Origin of the sequence: Kribbella sp. VKM Ac-2571 (assembly GCF_004362255.1) — a bacterium.
Lineage (GTDB): Bacteria > Actinomycetota > Actinomycetes > Propionibacteriales > Kribbellaceae > Kribbella > Kribbella pratensis.
In genome coordinates this window covers 1-20,098 of the sequence record NZ_SNWS01000030.1, presented here as the reverse complement: position 1 = coordinate 20,098, position 20,098 = coordinate 1, and the positions used below count along the sequence as shown (strand labels likewise).

24 protein-coding genes are annotated in these 20,098 nt (G+C 68.7%); 18 read left to right on the top strand and 6 right to left on the bottom strand.

Annotation, left to right across the window (positions count from 1 at the left end; all coding sequences use genetic code 11):
* Positions 1-2: 2 nt before the first annotated feature.
* Positions 3-1,292 (bottom strand): nicotinate phosphoribosyltransferase, encoded by a 1,290-nt coding sequence (locus tag EV651_RS40140; RefSeq protein ID WP_238157527.1) that lies wholly within the window; start codon positions 1,290-1,292, stop codon positions 3-5.
* 94 nt (positions 1,293-1,386) lie between these two features.
* Between EV651_RS40140 and clpS the strand changes: the two genes are divergently transcribed.
* The 7 genes from clpS to EV651_RS40105 all read left to right on the top strand — a co-directional run bounded on the left by clpS (position 1,387) and on the right by EV651_RS40105 (position 5,526).
* Complete coding sequence (gene clpS / locus EV651_RS40135) at positions 1,387-1,674, top strand: ATP-dependent Clp protease adapter ClpS (protein WP_133791316.1); 288 nt, start codon at positions 1,387-1,389, stop codon at positions 1,672-1,674.
* A complete protein-coding gene (locus EV651_RS40130; protein ID WP_133791314.1) occupies positions 1,671-2,225 on the top strand; it encodes a DUF2017 domain-containing protein in 555 nt (184 codons plus the stop codon). Before clpS ends, EV651_RS40130 begins: the two co-directional genes overlap by 4 nt.
* A 10-nt stretch (positions 2,226-2,235) precedes the next feature.
* Complete coding sequence (locus EV651_RS40125) at positions 2,236-3,213, top strand: aldo/keto reductase (protein ID WP_133791312.1); 978 nt, start codon at positions 2,236-2,238, stop codon at positions 3,211-3,213.
* An 83-nt stretch (positions 3,214-3,296) separates the two neighbouring features.
* Positions 3,297-3,752: a Mov34/MPN/PAD-1 family protein gene (locus EV651_RS40120; RefSeq protein WP_133791310.1), complete on the top strand. Its 456-nt coding sequence runs from the start codon at positions 3,297-3,299 to the stop codon at positions 3,750-3,752.
* Positions 3,753-3,754: 2 nt separating this feature from the next.
* On the top strand, positions 3,755-4,033 hold the full coding sequence (locus tag EV651_RS40115; protein ID WP_133791309.1) for a MoaD/ThiS family protein: 279 nt from the start codon (positions 3,755-3,757) through the stop codon (positions 4,031-4,033).
* Between the two features lie 6 nt (positions 4,034-4,039).
* On the top strand, positions 4,040-4,987 hold the full coding sequence (locus EV651_RS40110; protein ID WP_133791307.1) for a PLP-dependent cysteine synthase family protein: 948 nt from the start codon (positions 4,040-4,042) through the stop codon (positions 4,985-4,987).
* Between the two features lie 62 nt (positions 4,988-5,049).
* Entirely contained in the window at positions 5,050-5,526 is a 477-nt protein-coding gene (locus EV651_RS40105; RefSeq protein ID WP_238157524.1) for a DinB family protein, read from the top strand.
* 112 nt (positions 5,527-5,638) lie between these two features.
* Here EV651_RS40105 and EV651_RS40100 read toward each other — a convergent pair whose 3' ends face one another.
* Entirely contained in the window at positions 5,639-6,001 is a 363-nt protein-coding gene (locus EV651_RS40100; RefSeq protein ID WP_133791304.1) for a hypothetical protein, read from the bottom strand.
* A gap of 328 nt (positions 6,002-6,329) precedes the next feature.
* Between EV651_RS40100 and murI the strand changes: the two genes are divergently transcribed.
* From murI to EV651_RS40075, 5 genes are all read left to right on the top strand, one after another.
* Positions 6,330-7,133: a glutamate racemase gene (murI, locus tag EV651_RS40095; protein WP_133791302.1), complete on the top strand. Its 804-nt coding sequence runs from the start codon at positions 6,330-6,332 to the stop codon at positions 7,131-7,133.
* Positions 7,134-7,262: 129 nt separating this feature from the next.
* Positions 7,263-8,009 carry an MBL fold metallo-hydrolase gene (locus EV651_RS40090; protein WP_133791300.1) on the top strand — a complete coding sequence of 249 codons (747 nt, stop codon included), beginning with the start codon at positions 7,263-7,265 and terminating at the stop codon, positions 8,007-8,009.
* Complete coding sequence (locus EV651_RS40085) at positions 7,990-8,817, top strand: alpha/beta fold hydrolase (protein WP_133791298.1); 828 nt, start codon at positions 7,990-7,992, stop codon at positions 8,815-8,817. The genes EV651_RS40090 and EV651_RS40085 overlap by 20 nt, the downstream gene beginning before the upstream one ends.
* A gap of 74 nt (positions 8,818-8,891) precedes the next feature.
* Complete coding sequence (locus EV651_RS40080) at positions 8,892-10,388, top strand: DHA2 family efflux MFS transporter permease subunit (protein ID WP_133791296.1); 1,497 nt, start codon at positions 8,892-8,894, stop codon at positions 10,386-10,388.
* The gene (locus EV651_RS40075; protein ID WP_133791294.1) at positions 10,385-10,963 is read left to right on the top strand and encodes a TetR family transcriptional regulator; all 579 of its coding nucleotides are present in this window, start codon (positions 10,385-10,387) and stop codon (positions 10,961-10,963) included. Before EV651_RS40080 ends, EV651_RS40075 begins: the two co-directional genes overlap by 4 nt.
* 3 nt (positions 10,964-10,966) lie before the next feature.
* Here EV651_RS40075 and EV651_RS40070 read toward each other — a convergent pair whose 3' ends face one another.
* A complete protein-coding gene (locus EV651_RS40070; RefSeq protein ID WP_133791292.1) occupies positions 10,967-11,785 on the bottom strand; it encodes an SAM hydroxide adenosyltransferase in 819 nt (272 codons plus the stop codon).
* Positions 11,786-11,952: 167 nt separating this feature from the next.
* Entirely contained in the window at positions 11,953-13,125 is a 1,173-nt protein-coding gene (locus tag EV651_RS40065; protein WP_133791290.1) for a Gfo/Idh/MocA family protein, read from the bottom strand.
* Positions 13,126-13,271: 146 nt separating this feature from the next.
* On the opposite strand from EV651_RS40065, the gene EV651_RS40060 reads away from it, so the two are divergent.
* The 4 genes from EV651_RS40060 to EV651_RS40045 are packed head-to-tail and all read left to right on the top strand — an operon-like array spanning position 13,272 to position 16,065.
* Entirely contained in the window at positions 13,272-14,129 is an 858-nt protein-coding gene (locus EV651_RS40060) for an SGNH/GDSL hydrolase family protein (protein WP_133791288.1), read from the top strand.
* A gap of 24 nt (positions 14,130-14,153) precedes the next feature.
* Positions 14,154-14,870 (top strand): ribonuclease PH, encoded by a 717-nt coding sequence (rph, locus tag EV651_RS40055; RefSeq protein WP_133791286.1) that lies wholly within the window; start codon positions 14,154-14,156, stop codon positions 14,868-14,870.
* Positions 14,867-15,472 carry an RdgB/HAM1 family non-canonical purine NTP pyrophosphatase gene (rdgB, locus tag EV651_RS40050; protein WP_133791284.1) on the top strand — a complete coding sequence of 202 codons (606 nt, stop codon included), beginning with the start codon at positions 14,867-14,869 and terminating at the stop codon, positions 15,470-15,472. The genes rph and rdgB overlap by 4 nt, the downstream gene beginning before the upstream one ends.
* 2 nt (positions 15,473-15,474) lie before the next feature.
* Positions 15,475-16,065 (top strand): hypothetical protein, encoded by a 591-nt coding sequence (locus EV651_RS40045; protein ID WP_133791282.1) that lies wholly within the window; start codon positions 15,475-15,477, stop codon positions 16,063-16,065.
* Here EV651_RS40045 and EV651_RS40040 read toward each other — a convergent pair.
* Positions 16,062-16,655: a transcriptional regulator gene (locus tag EV651_RS40040; protein ID WP_133791280.1), complete on the bottom strand. Its 594-nt coding sequence runs from the start codon at positions 16,653-16,655 to the stop codon at positions 16,062-16,064. The two genes, EV651_RS40045 and EV651_RS40040, sit on opposite strands and share 4 nt — an antisense overlap.
* Positions 16,655-17,038 (bottom strand): DNA-binding protein, encoded by a 384-nt coding sequence (locus EV651_RS40035; protein WP_133791277.1) that lies wholly within the window; start codon positions 17,036-17,038, stop codon positions 16,655-16,657. The genes EV651_RS40040 and EV651_RS40035 overlap by 1 nt, the downstream gene beginning before the upstream one ends.
* Positions 17,039-17,110: 72 nt before the next feature.
* Here EV651_RS40035 and EV651_RS40030 point away from each other — a divergent pair, with 72 nt between their 5' ends.
* Positions 17,111-18,262: a PEP/pyruvate-binding domain-containing protein gene (locus EV651_RS40030; RefSeq protein ID WP_133791275.1), complete on the top strand. Its 1,152-nt coding sequence runs from the start codon at positions 17,111-17,113 to the stop codon at positions 18,260-18,262.
* Between the two features lie 199 nt (positions 18,263-18,461).
* The coding region (locus EV651_RS43160; protein ID WP_133791273.1) for an HNH endonuclease signature motif containing protein at positions 18,462-20,098 on the top strand (1,637 nt) is incomplete at its 3' end.

The following is a 20,098-nucleotide window of genomic DNA, read 5'->3' as shown; positions in this document are numbered from 1 at the left end:
TGTCACGTGTGGCTCCGGGGGAGGAAGGGGTTGCGGCTGTTGTAGTCGCCGATGTAGTCGGTGGGAATGGCGGGCTCGCCGCGGCTCAGCTGGCTGGCGGAGCGGGGAAGCTCGTCGCGGACCTTCTGGTGATGCGCCTGGGACTCCTCGGGCGTGGTCCGGCCGACGATCTTGCCCGACTCGACGAGCGGCTTCAGGAGCACCCGGTCGTCACCGTCGTCGACCGGCTGCTCGCCGACCCCGATCAGTTCGACCTCCGCGACCCCGGCCGCCGTACGCCGTCGCAGCGCCCACTTCCGGCCGCCGATCGAGATCTTGTCCGGGCTCTTCTTCGCCACCGGAACCACCTCGCCGCTCGCGTCCTCACGGGCGACCAGCTTGTACACGAACCCACAGGTCGGGTACCCGGACCCGGTGACCAGCGACGTACCCACGCCGTACCCGTCGACCGGCGCCGGCGCGAGCGCCGCGATCTGGAACTCGTCCAGGTCACTCGTCACGATGATCCGGGTCTTCGTCGCGCCCAGCGAGTCCAGCTGGTCGCGGACCTGCCCGGCCAGCGACGGCAGGTCACCCGAGTCCAGCCGGACCGCGCCCAGCTCAGGGCCGGTCAGCTCGATCGCGGTCCGCACCGCCGCCGCAACGTCGTAGGTGTCGACGAGCAGCGTGGTGCCCTTGCCGAGGGCGTCGACCTGCGACCGGAACGCGTCCTCCTCGCGGTCGTGCAGCAGCGTGAACGCGTGCGCCGCCGTCCCCGTGCTCGGGATACCGAAGCGGCGGGCCGCCTCCAGGTTCGAGGTGGCGGTGAAGCCCGCGATGTACGCCGCCAGCGCCGCACCGACCGCGGCGCCTTCGTGGGTCCGCCGGGAGCCCATCTCGATACAGGGCCGCCCACCGGCCCACCAGGTCATCCGCGACGCCGCCGAGGCGACCGCGGAATCGTGGTTCAGGATCGACAAGAAAACGGTTTCCAGCAGTACCGCCTCGGCGAACGACGACTCCACCACGAGCACCGGTGAGCCGGGGAAGAAGATCTCGCCGTCGGCGTACCCGGAGATGTCGCCGGAGAACCGGTACTCCGCCAGCCAGTCCCGGGTAGCCTGGTCGACGACGCCGCGATCGGCCAGGAAGGCGATCGTCTGCTCGTCGAACCGGAACCGCTCGAGCGCGTCCAGCAGGCGGTTGATGCCCGCGACCACGCCGTACCGGCGGCCGTCCGGCAGCCGGCGGGCGAACAGCTCGAACACCGAGCGGCGCTGCGCCGTGCCGTCGGCCAGCGCGGCCTGCAGCATGGTCAGCTCGTAGTGGTCTGTCAAGAGCGCGGTCGAGTGCGTCACAGGAGCAGCCTATTGCGAGACCGGAACCGATGATGGAGAGAATGGACAGGTGACCACCGCACCAAGCGAACTCGAGAGCCCCGAGGTCGACGAGGCGATCGAGTTGAGCCCGCCTTGGGTGACCATCGTCTGGAACGATCCGGTCAACCTGATGGACTACGTCACCTTCGTCTTCCAGACGTACTTCGGCTACTCCAAGGCGAAGGCGGAGAAGCTGATGCTGCAGGTGCACCAGGAGGGCAAGTCGGTGGTCTCGAACGGCAACCGGGAAGCGATGGAACGCGACGTGGAAGCGATGCACACCTACGGCCTGTGGGCCACCTGCGAGAAGTCGTGACGCGGTTCCGCAGGCGCCGCAAGACCGTGATCGTCAGTTTCGCCGAGCACGAGGCGGACATCCTGGCGAATCTGCTCCGCAACCTGGTCGAGCTGCTGTACGACGGTCTGCCGCCGCGCGCCACCGAGTCCAGCGACCCGCTCGCGGCGCTGCTCGACTCCGACGGGCCGACGTCGCCACCCGAGGACGTCGTACTGCAGCGGCTGCTGCCGGACGCGTACAAGCAGGACGACATGGCGTCGGCCGAGTTCCGCCGGTTCACCGAGCGCGGGCTGCGCGAGGGCAAGGTCACCGACGCCAAGCGGGTGCTGTCCGCCCTCGAGGAATCCGGCGCCGACGAGATCGCACTCGAGCCCGACGAGCAGCTGTCCTGGCTGCGCGCGCTGAACGACCTCCGCCTCGCCATCGGCACCCGTCTCGACATCAAGGACGAGGACGACTACTCCACCTGGGAAAAACTCCCCGACGACGACCCACGCCGCCTCACCTACGACCTCTACGACTGGCTCGGCTACCTCCAGTCCGCTCTGCTGCACAACATGCGCCATTAGGGTTGGCCGTATGGAGATGCGGCGGCTCGGGCGAACCGGGCGGGATGTCGGTGTGGTCGGGCTCGGGGCGTGGCAACTCGGGGGCGACTGGGGATCGGTGGACGAGAGCGACGCGCTCGCGGTGCTGCACGCCGCGATCGACGGCGGCGTGACGTTCATCGACACCGCGGACGTGTACGGCGACGGCCGCAGCGAGCGGCTCGTCGGACAGGTACTCAAGGCGTCCAATGGCCTGACTGTGGCGACCAAGATGGGCCGCCGCGTCGAGCAGGTGCCGGAGAACTACACGCTGCAGAACTTCCGCGCCTGGAACGACCGCTCCCGGCAGAACCTCGGCGTCGACACGATCGATCTGGTGCAGCTGCACTGCCCGCCGACGCCCGTCTACTCCGACGACGAGGTCTTCGACGCGCTCGACACCCTCGTCGACGAGGGCCGCATCGCGTCGTACGGCGTCAGCGTCGAGACCTGCGCCGAGGCCCTGACCGCGATCGCGCGGCCGAACGTCGCGTCGGTGCAGATCATCCTGAACGCGCTGCGCCTGAAGCCGCTCGACGAGGTCCTGCCCGCTGCTCAGGCGGCCGGCGTCGGCATCATCGCCCGCGTCCCGCTCGCGAGCGGTCTGCTCTCGGGCAAGTACGACGAGCACACCACGTTCGGCGACGACGACCACCGGACATACAACCGGCACGGCGAGGCCTTCGACGTCGGCGAGACCTTCTCCGGCGTGGACTTCACCACCGGCCTGGAAGCCGTCCGCCGCCTGATGCCCTGGCTCCCGGCCGGTGCCACGATGGCCCAGTTCGCGCTCCGCTGGATCATCGACCAGCCCGGTGTCTCGGTGGTGATCCCCGGCGCCCGCAACCCGGCCCAGGTAGCCGGCAACATCTCCGCCGCCACCCTCGCCTCACTGACCCCGGACCAGCTGACCGCCGTCCAGCAGACGTATGACGACCTGATCCGCCCCCAGATCCACGACCGCTGGTAGGCGGACCTCCTCTGCACTGTCCGCATTGTGGACCGACTTCGCGGTTGGCGGGGTCGGTGCGGCGCGCGCCGTACCGTGGAAGCGTGCTGGTGATCGAGAAGGCGACGGTTGACGCGATCGTGGCGCACGCCCGGCGGGATCACCCCGACGAGGCGTGCGGTGTGGTCGCGGGTGCGGAAGGTTCGGACCGGGCGACCCGGTTCATCCCGATGCTGAACGCCGCCATGTCGCCGACGTTCTACGAGTTCGACTCGGGTGACCTGCTGCGGCTCTACAAGGAGCTCGACGAGCGGGACGAGGAGCCGGTGGTGATCTACCACTCGCACACCGCCACCGAGGCCTACCCGTCACGCACCGACATCAACCTGGCCCAGGAGCCGGGCGCCCACTACGTGCTGGTGTCGACGCGGGACGGCGCCGACTCCCCGGAGTACGACGGCCCGGTCGAGTTCCGCTCGTACCGGATCGTCGACGGTGAGGTCACGGAAGAAGAAGTACGCGTGGTTGGTTCTTATGCGGAGACAGAAGGAGAGCACTGAATATGGCGATCGAGCTGCGCGTGCCGACGATCCTGCGCACCTACACCGGTGGCGCGAAGGCGGTCAACGGTGACGGCACGAACCTGGCCGAGTTCATCGACAACATCGATGGCGCCCACCCGGGCCTCAAGGAGCGCATCGTGGAGGGCGAGCCGGAGGAACTGCGCCGGTTCGTGAACGTGTACGTGAACGACGAGGACGTCCGGTTCACCGGCGGCCTGAAGACCGAAATCAAGGACGGCGACGTCGTCGTCGTGCTGCCGGCCGTCGCCGGCGGCTGAGTCCCGATGCGATTCGACAGCCTGCTGGACTCGGTCGGCGGCACCCCGCTGGTCGGGCTGCCGCGGTTGTCGCCGTCGGCCGACGTACGGCTCTGGGCGAAGCTCGAGGACCACAACCCGACCGGGTCGATCAAGGACCGGGCCGCGCTGCGGATGCTGCTGGACGCCGAGAAGGACGGCCGGCTGCGCCCGGGCAACACGATCCTCGAGCCCACGTCGGGCAACACCGGCATCTCGCTCGCGATGGCGGCCAAGCTCCGCGGGTACCGGATGGTCTGCGTGATGCCGGAGAACACCTCCGAGGAGCGCCGCCAGATCCTGCGGATGTGGGGGGTCGAGATCATCTCCTCCCCGGCCGCGGGCGGTTCCAACGAGGCGGTCCGGGTCGCGAAGCAGGTCGCCGAGGAACACCCGGACTGGGTGATGCTGTACCAGTACGGCAACCCGTCGAACGCGCTCGCGCACTACGACGGCACCGCGCGGGAGATCCTCGAGGACCTCCCGTCCGTCACGCACTTCGTCGCCGGCCTCGGCACCACCGGCACGCTGATGGGCGCCGGCCGGTTCTTCCGCGAGCACAAGCCCGCGGTGCGGATCGTCGCCGCCGAGCCGCGGTACGGCGAACTCGTCTACGGCCTGCGCAACCTCGACGAGGGCTTCGTCCCCGAGCTGTACGACGCGACGCTGATCGACGCCCGCTTCTCGGTCGGTCCGCGCGACGCCGTCCGCCGGGTCCGCGAACTGCTCGACAACGAAGGCATCTTCGCCGGTATCTCGACCGGCGCGATCCTGCACGCGGCGCTCGGCCAGGCGGCCAAGTGCGTGCGCGACGGCGAGCAGGCCGACATCGCGTTCGTGGTCGCGGACGGCGGCTGGAAGTACCTGTCCACCGGCGCCTACGAGGGCACGATCGACGAGGCCGAGGACCGTCTCGAAGGTCAGCTCTGGGCCTGAGCCCTTGCCGGTCCGGCAACTTTTCGTGCTCGAAGCATGTGCCGGACGGCAGTCTTGGCCGCGTGAAGAGACGTGATGCCGGACCGCCGGCGACCGGGCCGGGCGAGCGCGACGTACTCCTCGGCTTCCTCGACTATCTGCGTACGTCGGTGGCGGCCAAGGCGGACGGTCTTCCGGAGGACGCGGTGCGCGCACCCGGCGTACCTTCCGGGACCAATCTGCTCGGGCTCGTGAAGCATCTGACCGCGGTGGAGCGGCACTATCTGCTCGGGCACGAGGTGCCGGACTGGAAGGCCACGTTCCGCGCGGGAGCCGGCGAGACGGCGGCGGAGGTGCTCGCGGCGTACCGGGAGATCGGGGTCGAAGCCAACGCGGTGGTCGCGGCTTGGGACGACCTCGCCGTACCGGGGCCGCGGCCGGGCAGGCGTGGGGCACCGTCGCGGCGGTGGACGCTCGTCCATCTGATCGAGGAGACCGCCCGGCATGCTGGGCACGCCGACATCCTGCGCGAACAGCTTGACGGCCGAACCGGGCGCTGAACCAATCGGCGCAGGGGTGAGGGGAACCCGGAACGGCGGGCGGAGGGCCGGTCCGGGCTGGTGGTGCCTTTAGTTGCCTTAGGCACCTGCAGGGGTGGTTACGTCATGTTGCCTACGGTTCTTTGAACAGGACCTTGCGGCCGAGTCGGGGATGGACGCCCCGGCCCTTGCAGCTGTTGCAGGGGCGTTGGGCGTAACTGAAGATGCTGCCGCGGTGCCGGCCGGCACCTTTGCACCGGTTGCACTTGGCATTCGGATGCAGCGACAGCGAGACGACGTACGCAGCGAACATCGCCATCAGCGCCAGCAGCAGGAGTCCCGTCGGTCCGATGGACGACGCGATGTCCGCGGCGGTGCCGTTGTGCGACTCCGCGGCCTGACTGGCCGCTTGACCTGCGGCGGCTACCTGATCGGGCTGCGGAGTTGGTGCGGCGGTGGTACCGAGTACCACCGCGAGGTGATGCGTCAGATCCATGGCATCACGAGGGGCGGTCGAGCAAACATCGCTCCAGAGTGGCGCGCATCACGCGAAAAGGCAATTCCATAACGTAAAGATGTGGACAACCCCGGCGTGTCGTTCCGCCCGGTTAGGTAAGCCTGCACTTGTGATCTGCCCGCCGCCGGACCTGTTGAGAGGTTCCGCCAAGAGATGCCACCTGCTGCGCGCCGCCCCGCGGGCGCTGGGCGGCGTTGTCGTCGGTCGACAGGACTCCGTCCTGCCTCCCTCCTCCGCCTTGCCCAGCACTCCGCGGGACGACGCTCGCGACGGTGTCATCTCTTGGCGGAACCTCTAAGCTTTTCCTGTGGCTGACGCACCGGTGGGGATCTTCGACTCGGGCTTCGGGGGACTCACCGTCGCCCGCGCGGTACTCGATCAGTTGCCGCACGAACCGATCCTCTATCTGGGCGACACCGCGCGGCAGCCGTACGGGCCGAAGCCGATCGCCGAGGTGCGTGAGTACGCGCTCGAATGCCTGGACCATCTCGTCGAGGCCGGCGTGAAGATGCTGGTGATCGCGTGCAACTCCGCGAGTGCCGCGATGCTGCGGGACGCTCGCGAGCGGTACGACGTACCGGTGGTCGAGGTGATCCTGCCGGCTGCGCGGCGGGCGGTGGCGGCGACGCGGAACCAGCGCGTCGGCGTGATCTGCACGAAGGCGACCGCGCAGTCGCTCGCCTACGAGGACGGGTTCGCGGCCGCGCCGCAGGTGGAGCTGTTCACGCAGGCGTGCCCGAAGTTCGTGGACTTCGTGGAGTCCGGTGTGACGTCCGGACCGGAGCTGCTCGAGGCCGCCCACGAGTACCTGGATCCGCTGGTCGAGGCCGGTGTCGACACGTTGATCCTTGGGTGCACCCACTATCCGTTGCTCACCGGCGTCATCTCGTACGTGATGGGCGACAACGTCACGCTGGTCAGCAGCGCCGAGGAGTGCGCGAAGGACGTGTACGGCGTCCTCACCAAGACCGGACTGCTGCGCCCCGATCACCTCCCGGCGCCCGCGCACCGCTTCGTCACCACGGGCAACCCCGCGGAGTTCGCCGCGATCGGCTCCCGCTTCCTCGGCCCCGCGCTGGGAGTGGTCGACCAGTTCGCCTGGGTCCGTTGACGAGTGTGATTCAGGTCGCATCCGGACGTTGTCCAAGGCACCGGAAGCGGCCGGGATGCCTGTGTGGTAACCGAATCGACGCGTCCGGTCGTCCTGCGCGGGGGTCGACTCGCCGGTAGTGTTCCAAGTATGAAGCTCACCGTGATCGGTTGCTCCGGGTCTGTGCCCGGGCCGGACTCGGCCGCCTCGAGCTATCTGGTCACGGCCGACGGGTTCAACCTGATCCTCGACCTCGGCAGTGGCGCGCTCGGTTCGCTCCAACGGCACGTCGCCGTACCGGAGATCGGGGCGATCGGCCTGTCCCACCTGCATCCTGACCACTGCATGGATCTGTGCGGGCTCTACGTCGCGGCGCGCTACGCGCCGGGGGCGCCGATCCCGCGGATCCCCGTGTTCGGGCCGCCCGGTACGTCGGAACGCATGGCGCTGGCGTACGACCTGCCGCTCGACCCGGGGATGGAGGAGGAGCTCGAATTCCATGCCTGGCAGGGCGTTCAGCAGATCGGCCCGTTCACGATCCGCACCGCGCCGATGGTGCACCCGGTGCCGGCGTACGCGATCCGGGTCGAGCACGGCGGCAAATCGCTGGTCTACACCGGCGACACCGGGCCGAACGACGCGTTGGTCGAGCTCGCCCGCGGCGCCGACGTACTGCTGTCCGAGGCCGCGCTGCCGGACAACGAACCGAACAACCCGATCGACCTGCACCTGACGCCGGCCGACGCCGGTGAGCATGCGAGCAAGGCCGGTGTGAAGCGGCTCGTCATCACGCATGTGCCGCCGTGGTACGACCGCGTGACGCAGGCCGAGAACGCCCGTCGTACCTTCTCCGGCCCGGTCGAGATCGCTACCCCGCATGCCGTTTTCGACATCTGACGGCGTTCGGTTGTGGACCGCAACCACCGGTACGGCGACCGGACGGCCGGCGGTCGTGATCCTGCACGGCGGCCCGGGCTTGTGGGACGACTACGCCGTACTCGCGGAGATGCTCGACGATCTCGTCGTCGTACACCGGTTCGACCAGCGCGGCTGCGGACGCTCGGATCCGTCCGACGTACAGACGCTGGCCCGATCGGCGCGCGACATCGACGAGCTGCGCGCGTACTTCGGGCATGAGCGGATCGTCGTCATCGGCCACTCCTTCGGCGCGACGCTGGCGATGACCTACGCCGCGTCGTACGGCGATCACGTGGCCGGGGTCGTGTACCTCGACGGTGTCGGCATCGGCGACTGGCGTACGGCGTACGACGAGGAACGCGCGCGCCGGATCACCCCGGAGCAGGACGCCCGCCTGGGGGAGCTGTCCGGCAGGCAGCGCACGCCGGCCGAAGAAACCGAGTTCCGCGCGTTGTCGTGGTTCACCGATCATGCCGATCGCGAGCGCGCGATGGAGTGGGCGTACGCGAGTGCGGCCGTCGACCTCCCGATCAACTTCGCCGCCAATCGCGCGCTGGGGGCCACCGGACGGTTGGCATCTGACGAGCTGAAGGCGCAGGCTGCCGCGATCCAGGCCCCGGTCACGTTCGTCCACGGCGCCGGGGACCCGCGCCCTGCCTGGGCGGTCCGCGATCTCGCCGACCACGTCCCGAACCACACGTTCCACCTGATCCCGGGCGCCGGTCACTCGCCTTGGCTGGAGCAGCCGGAGCTCGTCCGGGAGGTGCTGCGCGCCGCCGTGGAATAGTCAGATCGCGGTGGACAGATCGCAATTCTGAGATCTACTCTCAAATTAGAGTTGATCTCAGAAAGGTGATTGTCATGCTGGATCCGCGGCGGTGGTGGGCCCTGGCGGCGATGTCCCTCAGCCTGATCGTGATCGGGCTGGATCTGACCGTGCTGAACGTCGCGTTGCCGACGCTGGCGACCGATCTGCAGGCGTCGACGAGTCAGCTGCAGTGGTTCGCGAACGCGTACACGCTGGTGCTCGCCTCGCTGCTGCTCCCGGCGGGCCTGCTGGGGGACCGGTTCGGGCCGAAGCGGCTGATGCTCGGGGCGCTGGTGGTGTTCGGGCTGGCGTCGACGGCGTGCGCGTTCGCAAACTCTCCCGGTCAGCTGATCGCGGGTCGCGCGGCGCTCGGGATCGGCTCGGCGTTCCTGATCCCGCTGTCGATGTCGCTGCTCAACCTGTTGTTCGCCCCGGAGGAACGGCAGCGCGCGATGACGATCTGGCTGATGGCGAACTCGGTCGGCATCCCGCTCGGCCCGCTCCTCGGCGGCTGGCTGCTGGACCACTACCGCTGGGGTTCGATCTTCCTGATCAACCTGCCACTAGTTGCAATCGGACTAGTTGCAGTGGCCCTCTTGATCCCGTCGACGAACGGTCACCGGTCGCGGCGGATCGACGTACCGGGCATCCTGCTGACGGCGGCCGGGCTGGTCTGCCTGACGTACGGGTTCATCGCCGCGGGCGAGCACGGCTGGGGCTCGGCGTGGGCGCTCGGTGGGATTGCCGCCGGAGTGGTCTTCCTGACGGCGTTCTGGTCGTGGGCCCGGCGTACTGCGGACCCGTTGGTCGAGCTGTCCTTGTTCCGGTCGGCCGGCTTCACCTGGGGCACGGTGCTGGCGACGCTGGCGTCGTTCACGCTGGTGGGGCTGCTGTTCGTGCTGCCGCAGCTGTTCCAGGCGGTGCAAGGCGCGGACGCGTTCGAGGCCGGGCTGCGGTTGCTGCCGATCATCGGCGGGATGCTGGTCGGCGCGAAGGTCGCGGAGCGTCTGGTCGCGGCGGCCGGGGCGCGGATCTCGGTGGTGATCGGGTTCTCGCTGATGCTCGTCGGGCTGGCGATCGGCGCGTTCACGAAAGTCGGTGACGGCTACGGGTTCACCGCGATCTGGGTCAGCCTGGTGGGTGTCAGCATCGGTTTCACGCTGCCGCCCATGAACGGGCTCGCACTCGCGGCGCTGCCTCTCGACCGGAGCGGCTCGGGATCCGCGCTGATCCAGGCGGCGCGCCAGGTCGGCGGGACCCTCGGCGTCGCGATCCTCGGGACTGTGCTCAATGCGGCGTACCGCGACCACCTGGACGTCACCGGCCTCCCGTCCGCGGCTGCGGAGGCCGCGCGCGACAGTGCCTCGGCGGCGGTCGCGATCGGTTCGCCCGAGCTGACCCGCTCGGCTCGTGCGGCGTTCGTCGACGGCATGGACGTCACGCTGTGGGCGTGCAGCGGCCTCGCCGTGGTGTCCATCGTGCTCGCGCTGGCCTTTCTGCCCCGCCGTACCCAGGCAACCGCACCGGAACTTGCGACAATCAAGGCATGAGCGGGTTGCGGGAGCGGAAGAAGGCGAAGACCAGGGCGGCGATCCAGGAACATGCCCTGCGGCTCTTCCGGGACCAGGGGTACGCCGAGACCACGGTCCAGGAGATCGCCGCCGCGGCCGAGGTGTCGCCGGCGACGTTCTTCCGGTACTTCCCGACCAAGGAGGACACCGTCGTCCTCGACCGGCTCGACCCGGTGATGATCGAGCTGTTCCGCGGCCAGCCCCCCGAACTGCACCCGACCGAGGCGCTCCGGGCGGCGATCCGGCAGAGCATGGACGCGCTGACCGCGGAGGAGTGGGAGCTGGAGTCCGAACGCCAGCGCCTGGTGATGAACGCCCCCGAGCTCCGCGTCCGGATGCTCGACCAGATGTACGAGGGCATCGAACTCCTCGCCACCCTCGCCGCCGAACGCACCGGCCGCCGTCCCGACGACTTCGCCGTCCGCGCCTGGGCCGGCGCGGTCGTCGGCGTCGTCATGGCCACATACCAATCAGCGATCGACCTCCCCCTCCCGCAGTACCTCGCAACCATGGACCAGGCCTTCACCCAACTCACCGCCGGCCTTCCGATCTGACGGTTACGCCACCTTCTCGACGGCGCGCTCCAGCAGCGCGTCGCCAGGCTGCAGGCCGAAGGCTTCGGCTGCAGAGCCGCCGCGGACGACGAGTTCGGTGAAGCCGGTGCCGGAGCTGCCCGGGATGAGGCCCGGTGCGTTCCGTGGTACGGCGGTCAAATGCGGGTAGACCGTGACGTCGACGATCGTCGTACTGCCGTCATCGTTGCGTTTGGCAACGGGAAGCGTCGTGCCGGCGACGAGGTCGAGGCGCTGGTCGAACTTGCAGTTGCCGAAGTTGTCGATGACGCTTACGAGCGGGGCGTCCGCTATTGCTTCGGGTACGGCGGTTTCGGTGGCCGGGATCCTGCGGCCGTCGGTGACCCATTTGGCCAGCAGGGGGAGGTACCAGAGGCTGCGGAATTGCGTGGTGGCGATCTTTTCGATGTCGTCCGCGTTGAAGCCGGCCGCCGTCACTGCCTCGCGGATGTCGGTGACGTGGACGTGGTCGATGCCGAGCTCACGCCGTACCAGGGAAAGCACGCGGGCGTTGAAGGTGCTCGCGATCAGGTGTTTGCCGTGCCAGAAGAAGCAGAACGGGACGCCGTTCGGCCAGACCCCGTCACGCGGTGCGATGTTGAGCAGCGTGATGGTCGGGTGGCCCTCCTCGCCCAGCAGCTCCAACGATTGCAGACAGTCGAGGAGGGTGAGGGCGGCGAACGATTCCGGATCGGGACCGTCGGCGGCGACGACGGTCGGCGACTGGCCGAACAGTGCACCGATCCGGGTGCTGAGTCTGGCGCGGGCGTTACCGTCGAAACAGTCAGTGATGTAGGTGATCATGTGGCACTCCAGGGTGGTCGCAGCAGGTCTCGGAAAAGAGAAGAGGCCCCCGACGTCGGGGGCCTCTCGCTGCAAGCACACGTGCCTACGCCGCTGAGGTCCTCCCGCATCGAGGGCTCAGCATTCGCATCGCGGCGTACCTGGTCACGTCGAAAAGCGTAGCAGGGTCAACGCGTCTGCCCGTTGTCGAAATACTCGATCAGGGCCGGGTCGAGGGCGGGAACGTCTTGCGGTACGCCGTTCGCGCGCAGGGACTGGGTCGCGGCGTAGCCGGCAGCGACCGCGGCGCGGGCCGCGATCGGGGAGGTGAGCGTCGCGCCGCCGTCGCGGACGAAGTTCACGAACTCGGCGACCAGGTGCGGGTCGGCGCCGCCGTGGTGCTCGGTCTCGCCGGCGATCTCGACGACCTGGTCGGCGTCCTCGCGGTACCCGGAGCGGCGGCTGTTCCACACCTTCACCACGCCGCCCGCGGTGTCACCGAAGTTCTCGAGCCGCCCGTGGGTGCCGATCACCGTGTAGTTGCGCCAGTAGTCCGGCGTGTAGTGGCACTGCTCGTAGGTGAGGAACACCCCGTTGTCCAGCAGCAGGTTCGCCATCGAGAGGTCCTCGACGTCCATCACCGGCGCCAGGCCCTTCTGCTCCAGCGGCGGCCAGTTGTCGTTGGACACGAAGTCCTTGAACCGCTGCCCGGTGCGGTCCATCCGGTCGGTGATCCCGCCGTACAGCGTGAGCGCGCCCATCGCGTTCACCCGGGTCGTGTAGCCGCCGGCCAGCCAGTGCATCACGTCGATGTCGTGGGCACCCTTCTGCAGCAGCAGGCCGGTCGTGCGGGTGCGGTCCGCGTGCCAGTCCTTGAAGTAGAAGTCGCCGCCGTGGCCGACGAAGTGCCGGCACCAGATGGCCTTCACGTCGCCGATCGCGCCGTCCTGGATCAGCTTGCGCATCGTCAGCACGACGGGCATGTGCCGCATGTTGTGGCCGACGTACAGCCGGGCGCCGGAGTCGTACGCCGCCTGCAGGACCCGGTCGCAGCCCTCGGTGGTGATCGCCAGCGGCTTCTCCACGAACACCGGGACCCCGGCCTGGAGGAAGTCGATCGCCGGCCCCTCGTGCAGGTCGTCGGGCGTGGTCAGGAACACGCCGTCGAGCTTCTGGTCCAGCAGTTCGGAGTGGTCGGCGTACGCCGTGGCGTCCGGGTACAGCTCCAGTGCGAGGTTCCGTTGTCCCGCGACCGGGTCACAGACCGCGACAACTTCCGAGCCCTCGCCGGGACGGTGCGCGTACTGCGCGATGCGGCTGCGGGCCCCGAGCCCGACCACGCCAAACCGAAGATCAGTCATACCAGGCAACTCCTGCACATAGTTGTTTGCAACAGCCTAACTCCGAGCAATTCTGGCAAGCAATCACCGATCCTCCAGCTGGAATTGCCACACTGGCCATCCGCCGCACATCGGCGTCTCGCTCCGTGCCGTCACCATGGCGGAATGTGAGCCTCCACTACGTGGCACTGGGGGACTCGACCACAGTAGGGGTCGGGGACCCGATGAGCGGCAGCAGTACGACGGACCTGTCCGGTGCCGGTGCGCGCCCGGGCGAGGGGTGGCGGGGCTGGGCCTCGCTGCTCGCCGACTCCCTGGCCAGCACCCACCGTGTGACGTTCTCCAACTACGCGACCAGCGGCGCCACCGTGCCGGTCGTCGCGACCGAGCAACTCCCTTCGACGGGTGATGGTCCTATCGACCTTGCTTCGCTGATCGTCGGGGTCAACGACACCCTGCGATCCACCTTCGACGCCGGCCGGATCCGCGAGCACCTGAACCTGTGTGCCGAGCAACTGACCGCCCGGGGCGCGTTGCTGCTGACCGTCCGGTTCCACGACCACGGCCAGGTGTTCGGCCTGCCGCGGTGGTTGCGACGGCCGCTGTGGCACCGGATCGAGCAGGTCAACGTCGCGTTCGACGACCTGCACGCCCGGTTCGGTGGGATCCGGCTGGACATGGCCGACTACCCCGAGGTGTATCGGCGTGACTTCTGGAGCGTCGATCGGCTGCATCCGGGGGAGCGCGGGCATCGCAAGCTCGCCCGGGCGTTCGCGGACGAACTGGCGGCCCGCGGGCTGCGCATCGACGTACGGCCGGAACTGGACTGTGCGTACCGGCCGCCGAGCAAATGGGCGGACGCCGCGTGGCTGGTGCGCGAAGGCGTGCCGTGGGCCGGGCGCCGGGCCAACGACCTGCTGCCGTGGGCGGCCCGGATGGCGCTGACCCAGTCGCTCCCGTCCGCGGAAGGGATGCGCTTGCGTCCGAAGAAGCGAGAGGAGCTCCCGCCGGTTCTTCGGACCTGAGCAACTGCGACTAGGGTCTTGGGTATGGCTCGGATTGACGGACGTAATGCTGACCAGCTCCGACCCGTGACGGTGACCCGGAACTGGCTCGACCACGCCGAGGGTTCGGTGCTGGTCGAGTTCGGACGCACCCGGGTGCTGTGCGCGGCGAGTGTGACCGAAGGCGTGCCGCGCTGGCGCAAGGGCTCCGGTCTCGGCTGGGTGAGCGCGGAGTACGCGATGCTCCCGCGGGCCACCAACACCCGTTCGGACCGCGAGTCGGTGAAGGGCCGGATCGGTGGGCGCACCCATGAGATCTCCCGGCTGATCGGCCGCTCGCTGCGGGCCGTGATCGACTACAAGGCGCTCGGCGAGAACACCATCCTGCTCGACTGCGACGTACTGCAGGCCGACGGCGGCACGCGGACCGCGGCGATCACCGGTGCGTACGTCGCGCTCGCGGACGCGGTGTCGTTCCTGCGGGAGCGGAAGCTGCTGAAGAGCGAGCCGCTGACCGGGACGGTGTCCGCGGTGTCGGTCGGCATCATCGACGGTACGCCGATGCTGGACCTCTGCTACGAGGAGGACGTCCGCGCCGAGACCGACATGAACCTGGTGATCACCGGCGACGGCAAGTTCATCGAGGTGCAGGGTACGGCGGAGGGCGCGCCGTTCGACCGCGCCGAGCTGGACAGCCTGCTGGAGCTGGGCATCTCCGGCTGCGCCGACCTCGCCAAGATCCAGCAGGAGGCGTTGGCGTGAGTCGGGTGTTGCTTGCCTCGAACAACAAGAAGAAGCTCGAGGAGCTGCGGCGGATCCTGACGCCGATCGTGCCCGGGATCGAGGTGCTCGGGCTCGGCGACGTACCGCCGTACGACGAACCGGCCGAGACCGAGCCGACGTTCGAGGGGAACGCGCTGCTGAAGGCACGCGCCGCGCTCGCTGCGACCGGGCTGCCGTCGATCGCCGACGACAGCGGGATCTGCGTGGACGCGCTGAACGGGATGCCCGGCGTGCTGTCGGCGCGCTGGTCGGGGCCGGCGAAGGACAACCACGCGAACAACCTGCTGCTGCTCGGGCAGCTGGAGGACGTACCCGACGAGCGTCGCGGCGCGTCGTTCGTGGCGGCGGTCGCGTTCGTCCGGCCGGACGGGTCGGAGGACGTGGTGCTCGGCGAGATGCGCGGGTCGGTGATCCGCTCGCTGCGGGGGACCGGCGGGTTCGGGTACGACGTACTGTTCCAGGCCGAGGGGTACGACCGCACGACCGCGGAGTTGTCGATCGAGGAGAAGGACGCGATCAGCCACCGCGGCAAGGCATTGCGCGAACTGGCCCCGATCGTGGCGAAGGCGTTGGGGAGCTAGAGATGTTGTTCGCTGGAACGGACAAGGACGGCGTCGAGAGCGGGCGGATCACCGTGGCGTACCGGCGGTGGGCCGAGCCGCGGGTGGTCGAGGGGCGGATCTACCGGACGAACGCGGGCCGGATCGAGATCGACAGCATCCGCCAGGTGAACCCGGACCTGATCGTCGACAACGACCCGGACCTGGCACTCGCCGACCGCCAGAACGCGAAGGACGTACGGCGTCGGCTGCGGGGCGATGACACGTTGCCGACGTTCCTGATCCGCTTCCATCTGGTGGAGGGTCCGGATCCGCGCGAGGAGCTGGCTGCTCAGTCATCGCTGACCGCGGAGGACCTGGACGACCTGCGAGCACGGCTGGCCCAGTTCGACCAGCTCAGCCACCACGGTCCGTGGACCGAGCAGACGCTTCGTTTGATCGAATCCAGGCCGGCTACCCGGGCGGCGGACCTCGCCGCGTCCGTCGGGCGCGAGACGGCACCGTTCAAACTCGACGTACGCAAACTCAAGAACCTGGGCCTCACCCACAGCCTCGAGGTCGGCTACCGCCTCACCCCCCGCGGCGCGGCCTACTTGGATGCTTTGGGCAACTAGTCGCCGCGGTGGAGGTTGAGGGTGGCGAGGAGGTCCTCGTGGAGTTCGAACCAGACGCGGTGGCAGGAGTCGACGTCACTGCGGTCGACCCACGCGGTCTCGCCTGCGGTGGCGCGTGCCAGCGCTTGTGCGAATCGCCGGTCATACCCGTCGAATCGCGGTAACACCTCCGTCAACCGTCGGGTGATGCTCCCGAGCGCTCCATCGATCACCTTGAGTTCGTGCAGCACCCCGGCATCCCAGGCGGCGTCAGAGTGATCATTTGCCGCCAGGGGATCCCCGTCGACCGGCCGCAGCTGCCAGTCGGTACACGCCTGCTGCAGCATGCCGTTCAGCAGCAAGAAGTCGGCGTACACCTTCCTGATGGCGTCCACGTCGGTCAGCTCGGCCTTGAGCAGGCGCTCGTTCTCCGCGCGACCCGCTTCGGTGAGCGACCAACCCGACGTCCCTGCGAAGCTGCTGTACGTCGCCCACCCGCGTGCCTCGGCGTCCTTCAGGAGGTTGTCGACGTCCCGCAGGTCAAAACGTTGAGCGATTGCCTTCCTGTCCGCGAAGCCCAGCAGACGGATCGCATGCAGTACGAGGTGCATCACGTGTCCTGCCGTGCGACCAGCCGGTTGAACCGCTGCTGACAGGCCTGCGGCGAGCTGAACCCCATCGCGTCGGCCATCTCCGCCCAGGTCAGCCCTGCACTCCTGGCCATGAACAGCAGGCCGGCCTCGACCTCGTCGACCTCCGCCCGAGCAGCCGGCAACAACGCTAGCGCCGCTAGGAGATCGTCGTCGTTCAGTTCGGAGGCTCGCCAGGCCGCGAACTGCGTGAAATCCACCGCGGACAAGGGGATCGGCGCCGGTCGCCACGGACGGGCCGGGAGGTCCTTCGCGCCGAGGGCGAGCAGCTGTTCCCGGGCCTCGCGCTGGCGTTCGGCCTGTTCCTGGTCCGCGGTCGCCGCCGCGTCCTGCTTGCGTCGCATCCGCCTACAGTGGATCATCAACATTCCGTTGTCAACATTCCATTGTCAACGTTTTGTTGATGGGAGCTTCGCATGCTGGTGCCGCTCGTGGACGCAACCATCGACAGGTGCGGCGCCAAAGCAGCCACCCTCGCCACTCTCCTCCGCAACGACCTACCGGTCCCGGAAGGCATCGTCATCCCGTTCGATGCTCAGCAGGCTGGCGATGGGCGGCCGGACAAGCTCATCGACGGGCTGCCGGACGGGCTCGTCGGCGAGATCTCGCGGTGGCTCGCGAGCGTGGGTGATCCGCCGGTCGCCGTCCGGTCGTCGGCCGCGAACGAGGACACCGCGCTCGCATCGGCAGCGGGGCAGCACGACAGCTTCCTCGGCGTACAAGGGATCGATGCGATCGTCGACGCCGTACGCGCCTGCTGGGCGTCCGTGTGGTCCCCGCGCGCAACGGCGTACCGCAACGGCTCCGACGCTCCGGCGATGGCCGTGATCATCCAGCGCCACCTGGACGCGGACGTCTCCGGCGTGATGTTCACCAACGCAAACGGCCCCACGCTGATCGAGGCCTCCTGGGGCCTAGGCCCCAGCGTCGTAGAAGGCCGAGTAACCCCCGACCGCTACCAGGTAACCGCAGACGGCAAAGTCACCCGCACAATCGCCAACAAACTCACGTCCCTCGACCGCCACGGCTCAGCCCTGACGGTCCGCCAGGTCCCCACCGCTCAACGCCGTACGCCGACCCTCTCCGACGCAACCGCCGTACAACTAGCAGCGCTAGCCCAAACCGTCACCACGCTCCTTGGCAGCCCTCAAGACATCGAATGGTCCCTAATCACCCACGCCCCCTGGCTCCTGCAATCGCGCCCCATCACAACCCGACCCCCCGCTGCCCCCGCACTCCTCGCCGGCGACCAACACCTAGTAGTCGGCGTCGCAGGCAGCCACGGCACAGCAACCGGCCCTGCCAGAGTCGTCCGCGGCCCAGCCGACTTCCCCACCGTCCGCCCCGGCGACATCCTCATCTGCCCCTACACGGACCCTGCCTGGACACCTCTCCTGTCCATAGCCGCCGGCGTGGTCACCGAAATCGGCGGCATCCTCTCCCATGCGGCAATCGTCGCCCGCGAACAAGGCATCCCCGCGGTCCTGGCCGTCCCCCAAGCCACAACCCAAATCCCCAACGGCACCACAGTCACCATCAACGGCACCGTCGGCACCGTCCACCTCTGATCAGCCGGATGCAGGGTCTTGGTGGCTTCGATGCCGGTTGACGACATCAAGGCTCGAGGATTTTCGTAGCCTGAGGCAACTATCTGGATCAACTGTGGACACCGGTCCGCCCTGTGGATAACCGATTGCTGTGAATCTCCTTGAAAACAAGGTGTTCCGGCGTCGGAAACTGTCGGAGGGGGTCTCTAGAGTTGTGGGTATGGAGATCCGCGGTGGACGGCCTGTGTGGTCGATGAGTGACAGCGAGAAGCTGTCGGCTCTCGACGCGGTCGTTGCCGAGAAGGCGCGGCTGGAGACGCTGGGACAGCAGTTGGTGGCGGACCTGGACCGGTCCGGGTACGCCAAGGAACTGGGTGCGGGTGACACGGCCCGGTTGATGTCGCAGCGGTACCGCCAAGATCTTCGGCAGACCCGGCGTGACGTCCGCGTCGCCAACCTGCTCACCGCCTACCCGGCCACCCGGGCGGCTCTTCCGGACCCCAGCGTCCCCTTCCCGAATCCGGCCCACGCCGCCACAGCAACCGCCGCCGAGGCTCCTGAGGGCGCTGACGTCACTGGGGATCCCGAGGGTGCTGACGTCACTGGGAATCCCGAGGGTGCTGGAGGTGCTGAGGACGCCGATGGTTCTCGGGGTGCTGAACTTGCGGAGGGCGACGGCGGGGCCGGCGGTGTGGCGGACGGGCCTGCTGCGGCGAGCGGTTGGCGGGTGAACCCGGCGCAGGCCGCGGTGATCGTGGCAATCCTGGATCACGTCCCGGCCACGGTCCCCCCGGAGAACCTCGCGGTCGCCGAACAGGAACTGATCGGCCTGGCCGCGACTCACACACCGTCCGAGCTGCGCCGCGCGGGCAAGGTGATCTGCGATCTGCTCGACCCCGACGGCCCCGAGCCGTCGGAGAAGGCCGCCTACGCCCGCGAATCGCTGACCCTCAAGTCCGCCGAGCGCGGTGTCAGCTTCCACGGCTTCCTCGCCAACGAGAACGCCGAACTGTTCCGCACCCTGATCCACGCCCACGCCCGCCCCCACAAAACCATCGACGGCGAGCCCGACCCCCGCCCCCACACCAAACGCCAAGCCGACGCCCTCACCACCGTCCTCACCACCGCCGGCCAAACCCCCACCGCAACCGGCGCCGCACCGACCGGCGCCACCGCGTCGAGTACTGCCGGGGCAGGGGATGGTGAGGTGCTGCCGTTCCCGCTCGACCGGGTCGCACCCGACGGCGACGACGCCACCGCCGCCTCAGCCGGTGCCGGCAACATCACAGGCACAGGCACAGGCACGGGTGTGGGTGTGGGTGCAGCGGTTGGTGCTGGTGCTGAGGCTGGTGGAGGTGCTGGCACGGTCACGGGCGCTGGTGGTGGGCGCGAGGTTGTGCCTGGGCATGGCGCGAAGCCGCACATCAGCGTCACGATCGACTACAACGACCTCGTCACCGCGACAGCCAACGCGACCGGCGCACTGACCTTTGGTGACCGGCTGTCTGCAGCGACCGTCCGACGCCTGGCCTGCGATGCCGACATCCTCCCGATCGTGCTCGGCTCGAGATCGCAACCCCTCGACGTCGGCACCACCCAGCGCCTGGTCACCCGCCCCATGCGACGCGCGCTCAACGCCAGAGACAAGGGCTGCGTCGTCTGCGGAGCGCCGCCCAGCCACTGCGAGGCCCACCACCTCATCCACTGGGCCGACGGTGGTATTACCGCGGTGTCCAACCTGGTCCTGCTGAGGCTGTCGCACGAATCGCGTGTCGGGCGGGTGGGGCTGGGGTGGTGCGAAATACTCGGGTGTGGCTGTGAACGTGCGTTGTGGCGATGTGGATCAGTTGATGTTGA

What these genes read in the sequence shown, in the direction of transcription:
- EV651_RS40140 (WP_238157527.1), bottom strand. Translation starts at nt 1,292, where the DNA reads ATGCTGCAGGCCGCGCTGGCCGACGGCACGGCGCAGCGCCGCTCGGTG.
- EV651_RS40125 (WP_133791312.1), top strand. Translation starts at nt 2,236, where the DNA reads ATGGAGATGCGGCGGCTCGGGCGAACCGGGCGGGATGTCGGTGTGGTC.
- EV651_RS40115 (WP_133791309.1), top strand. Translation starts at nt 3,755, where the DNA reads ATGGCGATCGAGCTGCGCGTGCCGACGATCCTGCGCACCTACACCGGT.
- EV651_RS40110 (WP_133791307.1), top strand. Translation starts at nt 4,040, where the DNA reads ATGCGATTCGACAGCCTGCTGGACTCGGTCGGCGGCACCCCGCTGGTC.
- EV651_RS40100 (WP_133791304.1), bottom strand. Translation starts at nt 6,001, where the DNA reads ATGGATCTGACGCATCACCTCGCGGTGGTACTCGGTACCACCGCCGCA.
- EV651_RS40090 (WP_133791300.1), top strand. Translation starts at nt 7,263, where the DNA reads ATGAAGCTCACCGTGATCGGTTGCTCCGGGTCTGTGCCCGGGCCGGAC.
- EV651_RS40085 (WP_133791298.1), top strand. Translation starts at nt 7,990, where the DNA reads ATGCCGTTTTCGACATCTGACGGCGTTCGGTTGTGGACCGCAACCACC.
- EV651_RS40080 (WP_133791296.1), top strand. Translation starts at nt 8,892, where the DNA reads ATGCTGGATCCGCGGCGGTGGTGGGCCCTGGCGGCGATGTCCCTCAGC.
- EV651_RS40075 (WP_133791294.1), top strand. Translation starts at nt 10,385, where the DNA reads ATGAGCGGGTTGCGGGAGCGGAAGAAGGCGAAGACCAGGGCGGCGATC.
- EV651_RS40070 (WP_133791292.1), bottom strand. Translation starts at nt 11,785, where the DNA reads ATGATCACCTACATCACTGACTGTTTCGACGGTAACGCCCGCGCCAGA.
- EV651_RS40065 (WP_133791290.1), bottom strand. Translation starts at nt 13,125, where the DNA reads ATGACTGATCTTCGGTTTGGCGTGGTCGGGCTCGGGGCCCGCAGCCGC.
- rph (WP_133791286.1), top strand. Translation starts at nt 14,154, where the DNA reads ATGGCTCGGATTGACGGACGTAATGCTGACCAGCTCCGACCCGTGACG.
- EV651_RS40045 (WP_133791282.1), top strand. Translation starts at nt 15,475, where the DNA reads ATGTTGTTCGCTGGAACGGACAAGGACGGCGTCGAGAGCGGGCGGATC.
- EV651_RS40040 (WP_133791280.1), bottom strand. Translation starts at nt 16,655, where the DNA reads ATGCACCTCGTACTGCATGCGATCCGTCTGCTGGGCTTCGCGGACAGG.
- EV651_RS40035 (WP_133791277.1), bottom strand. Translation starts at nt 17,038, where the DNA reads ATGCGACGCAAGCAGGACGCGGCGGCGACCGCGGACCAGGAACAGGCC.
- EV651_RS40030 (WP_133791275.1), top strand. Translation starts at nt 17,111, where the DNA reads ATGCTGGTGCCGCTCGTGGACGCAACCATCGACAGGTGCGGCGCCAAA.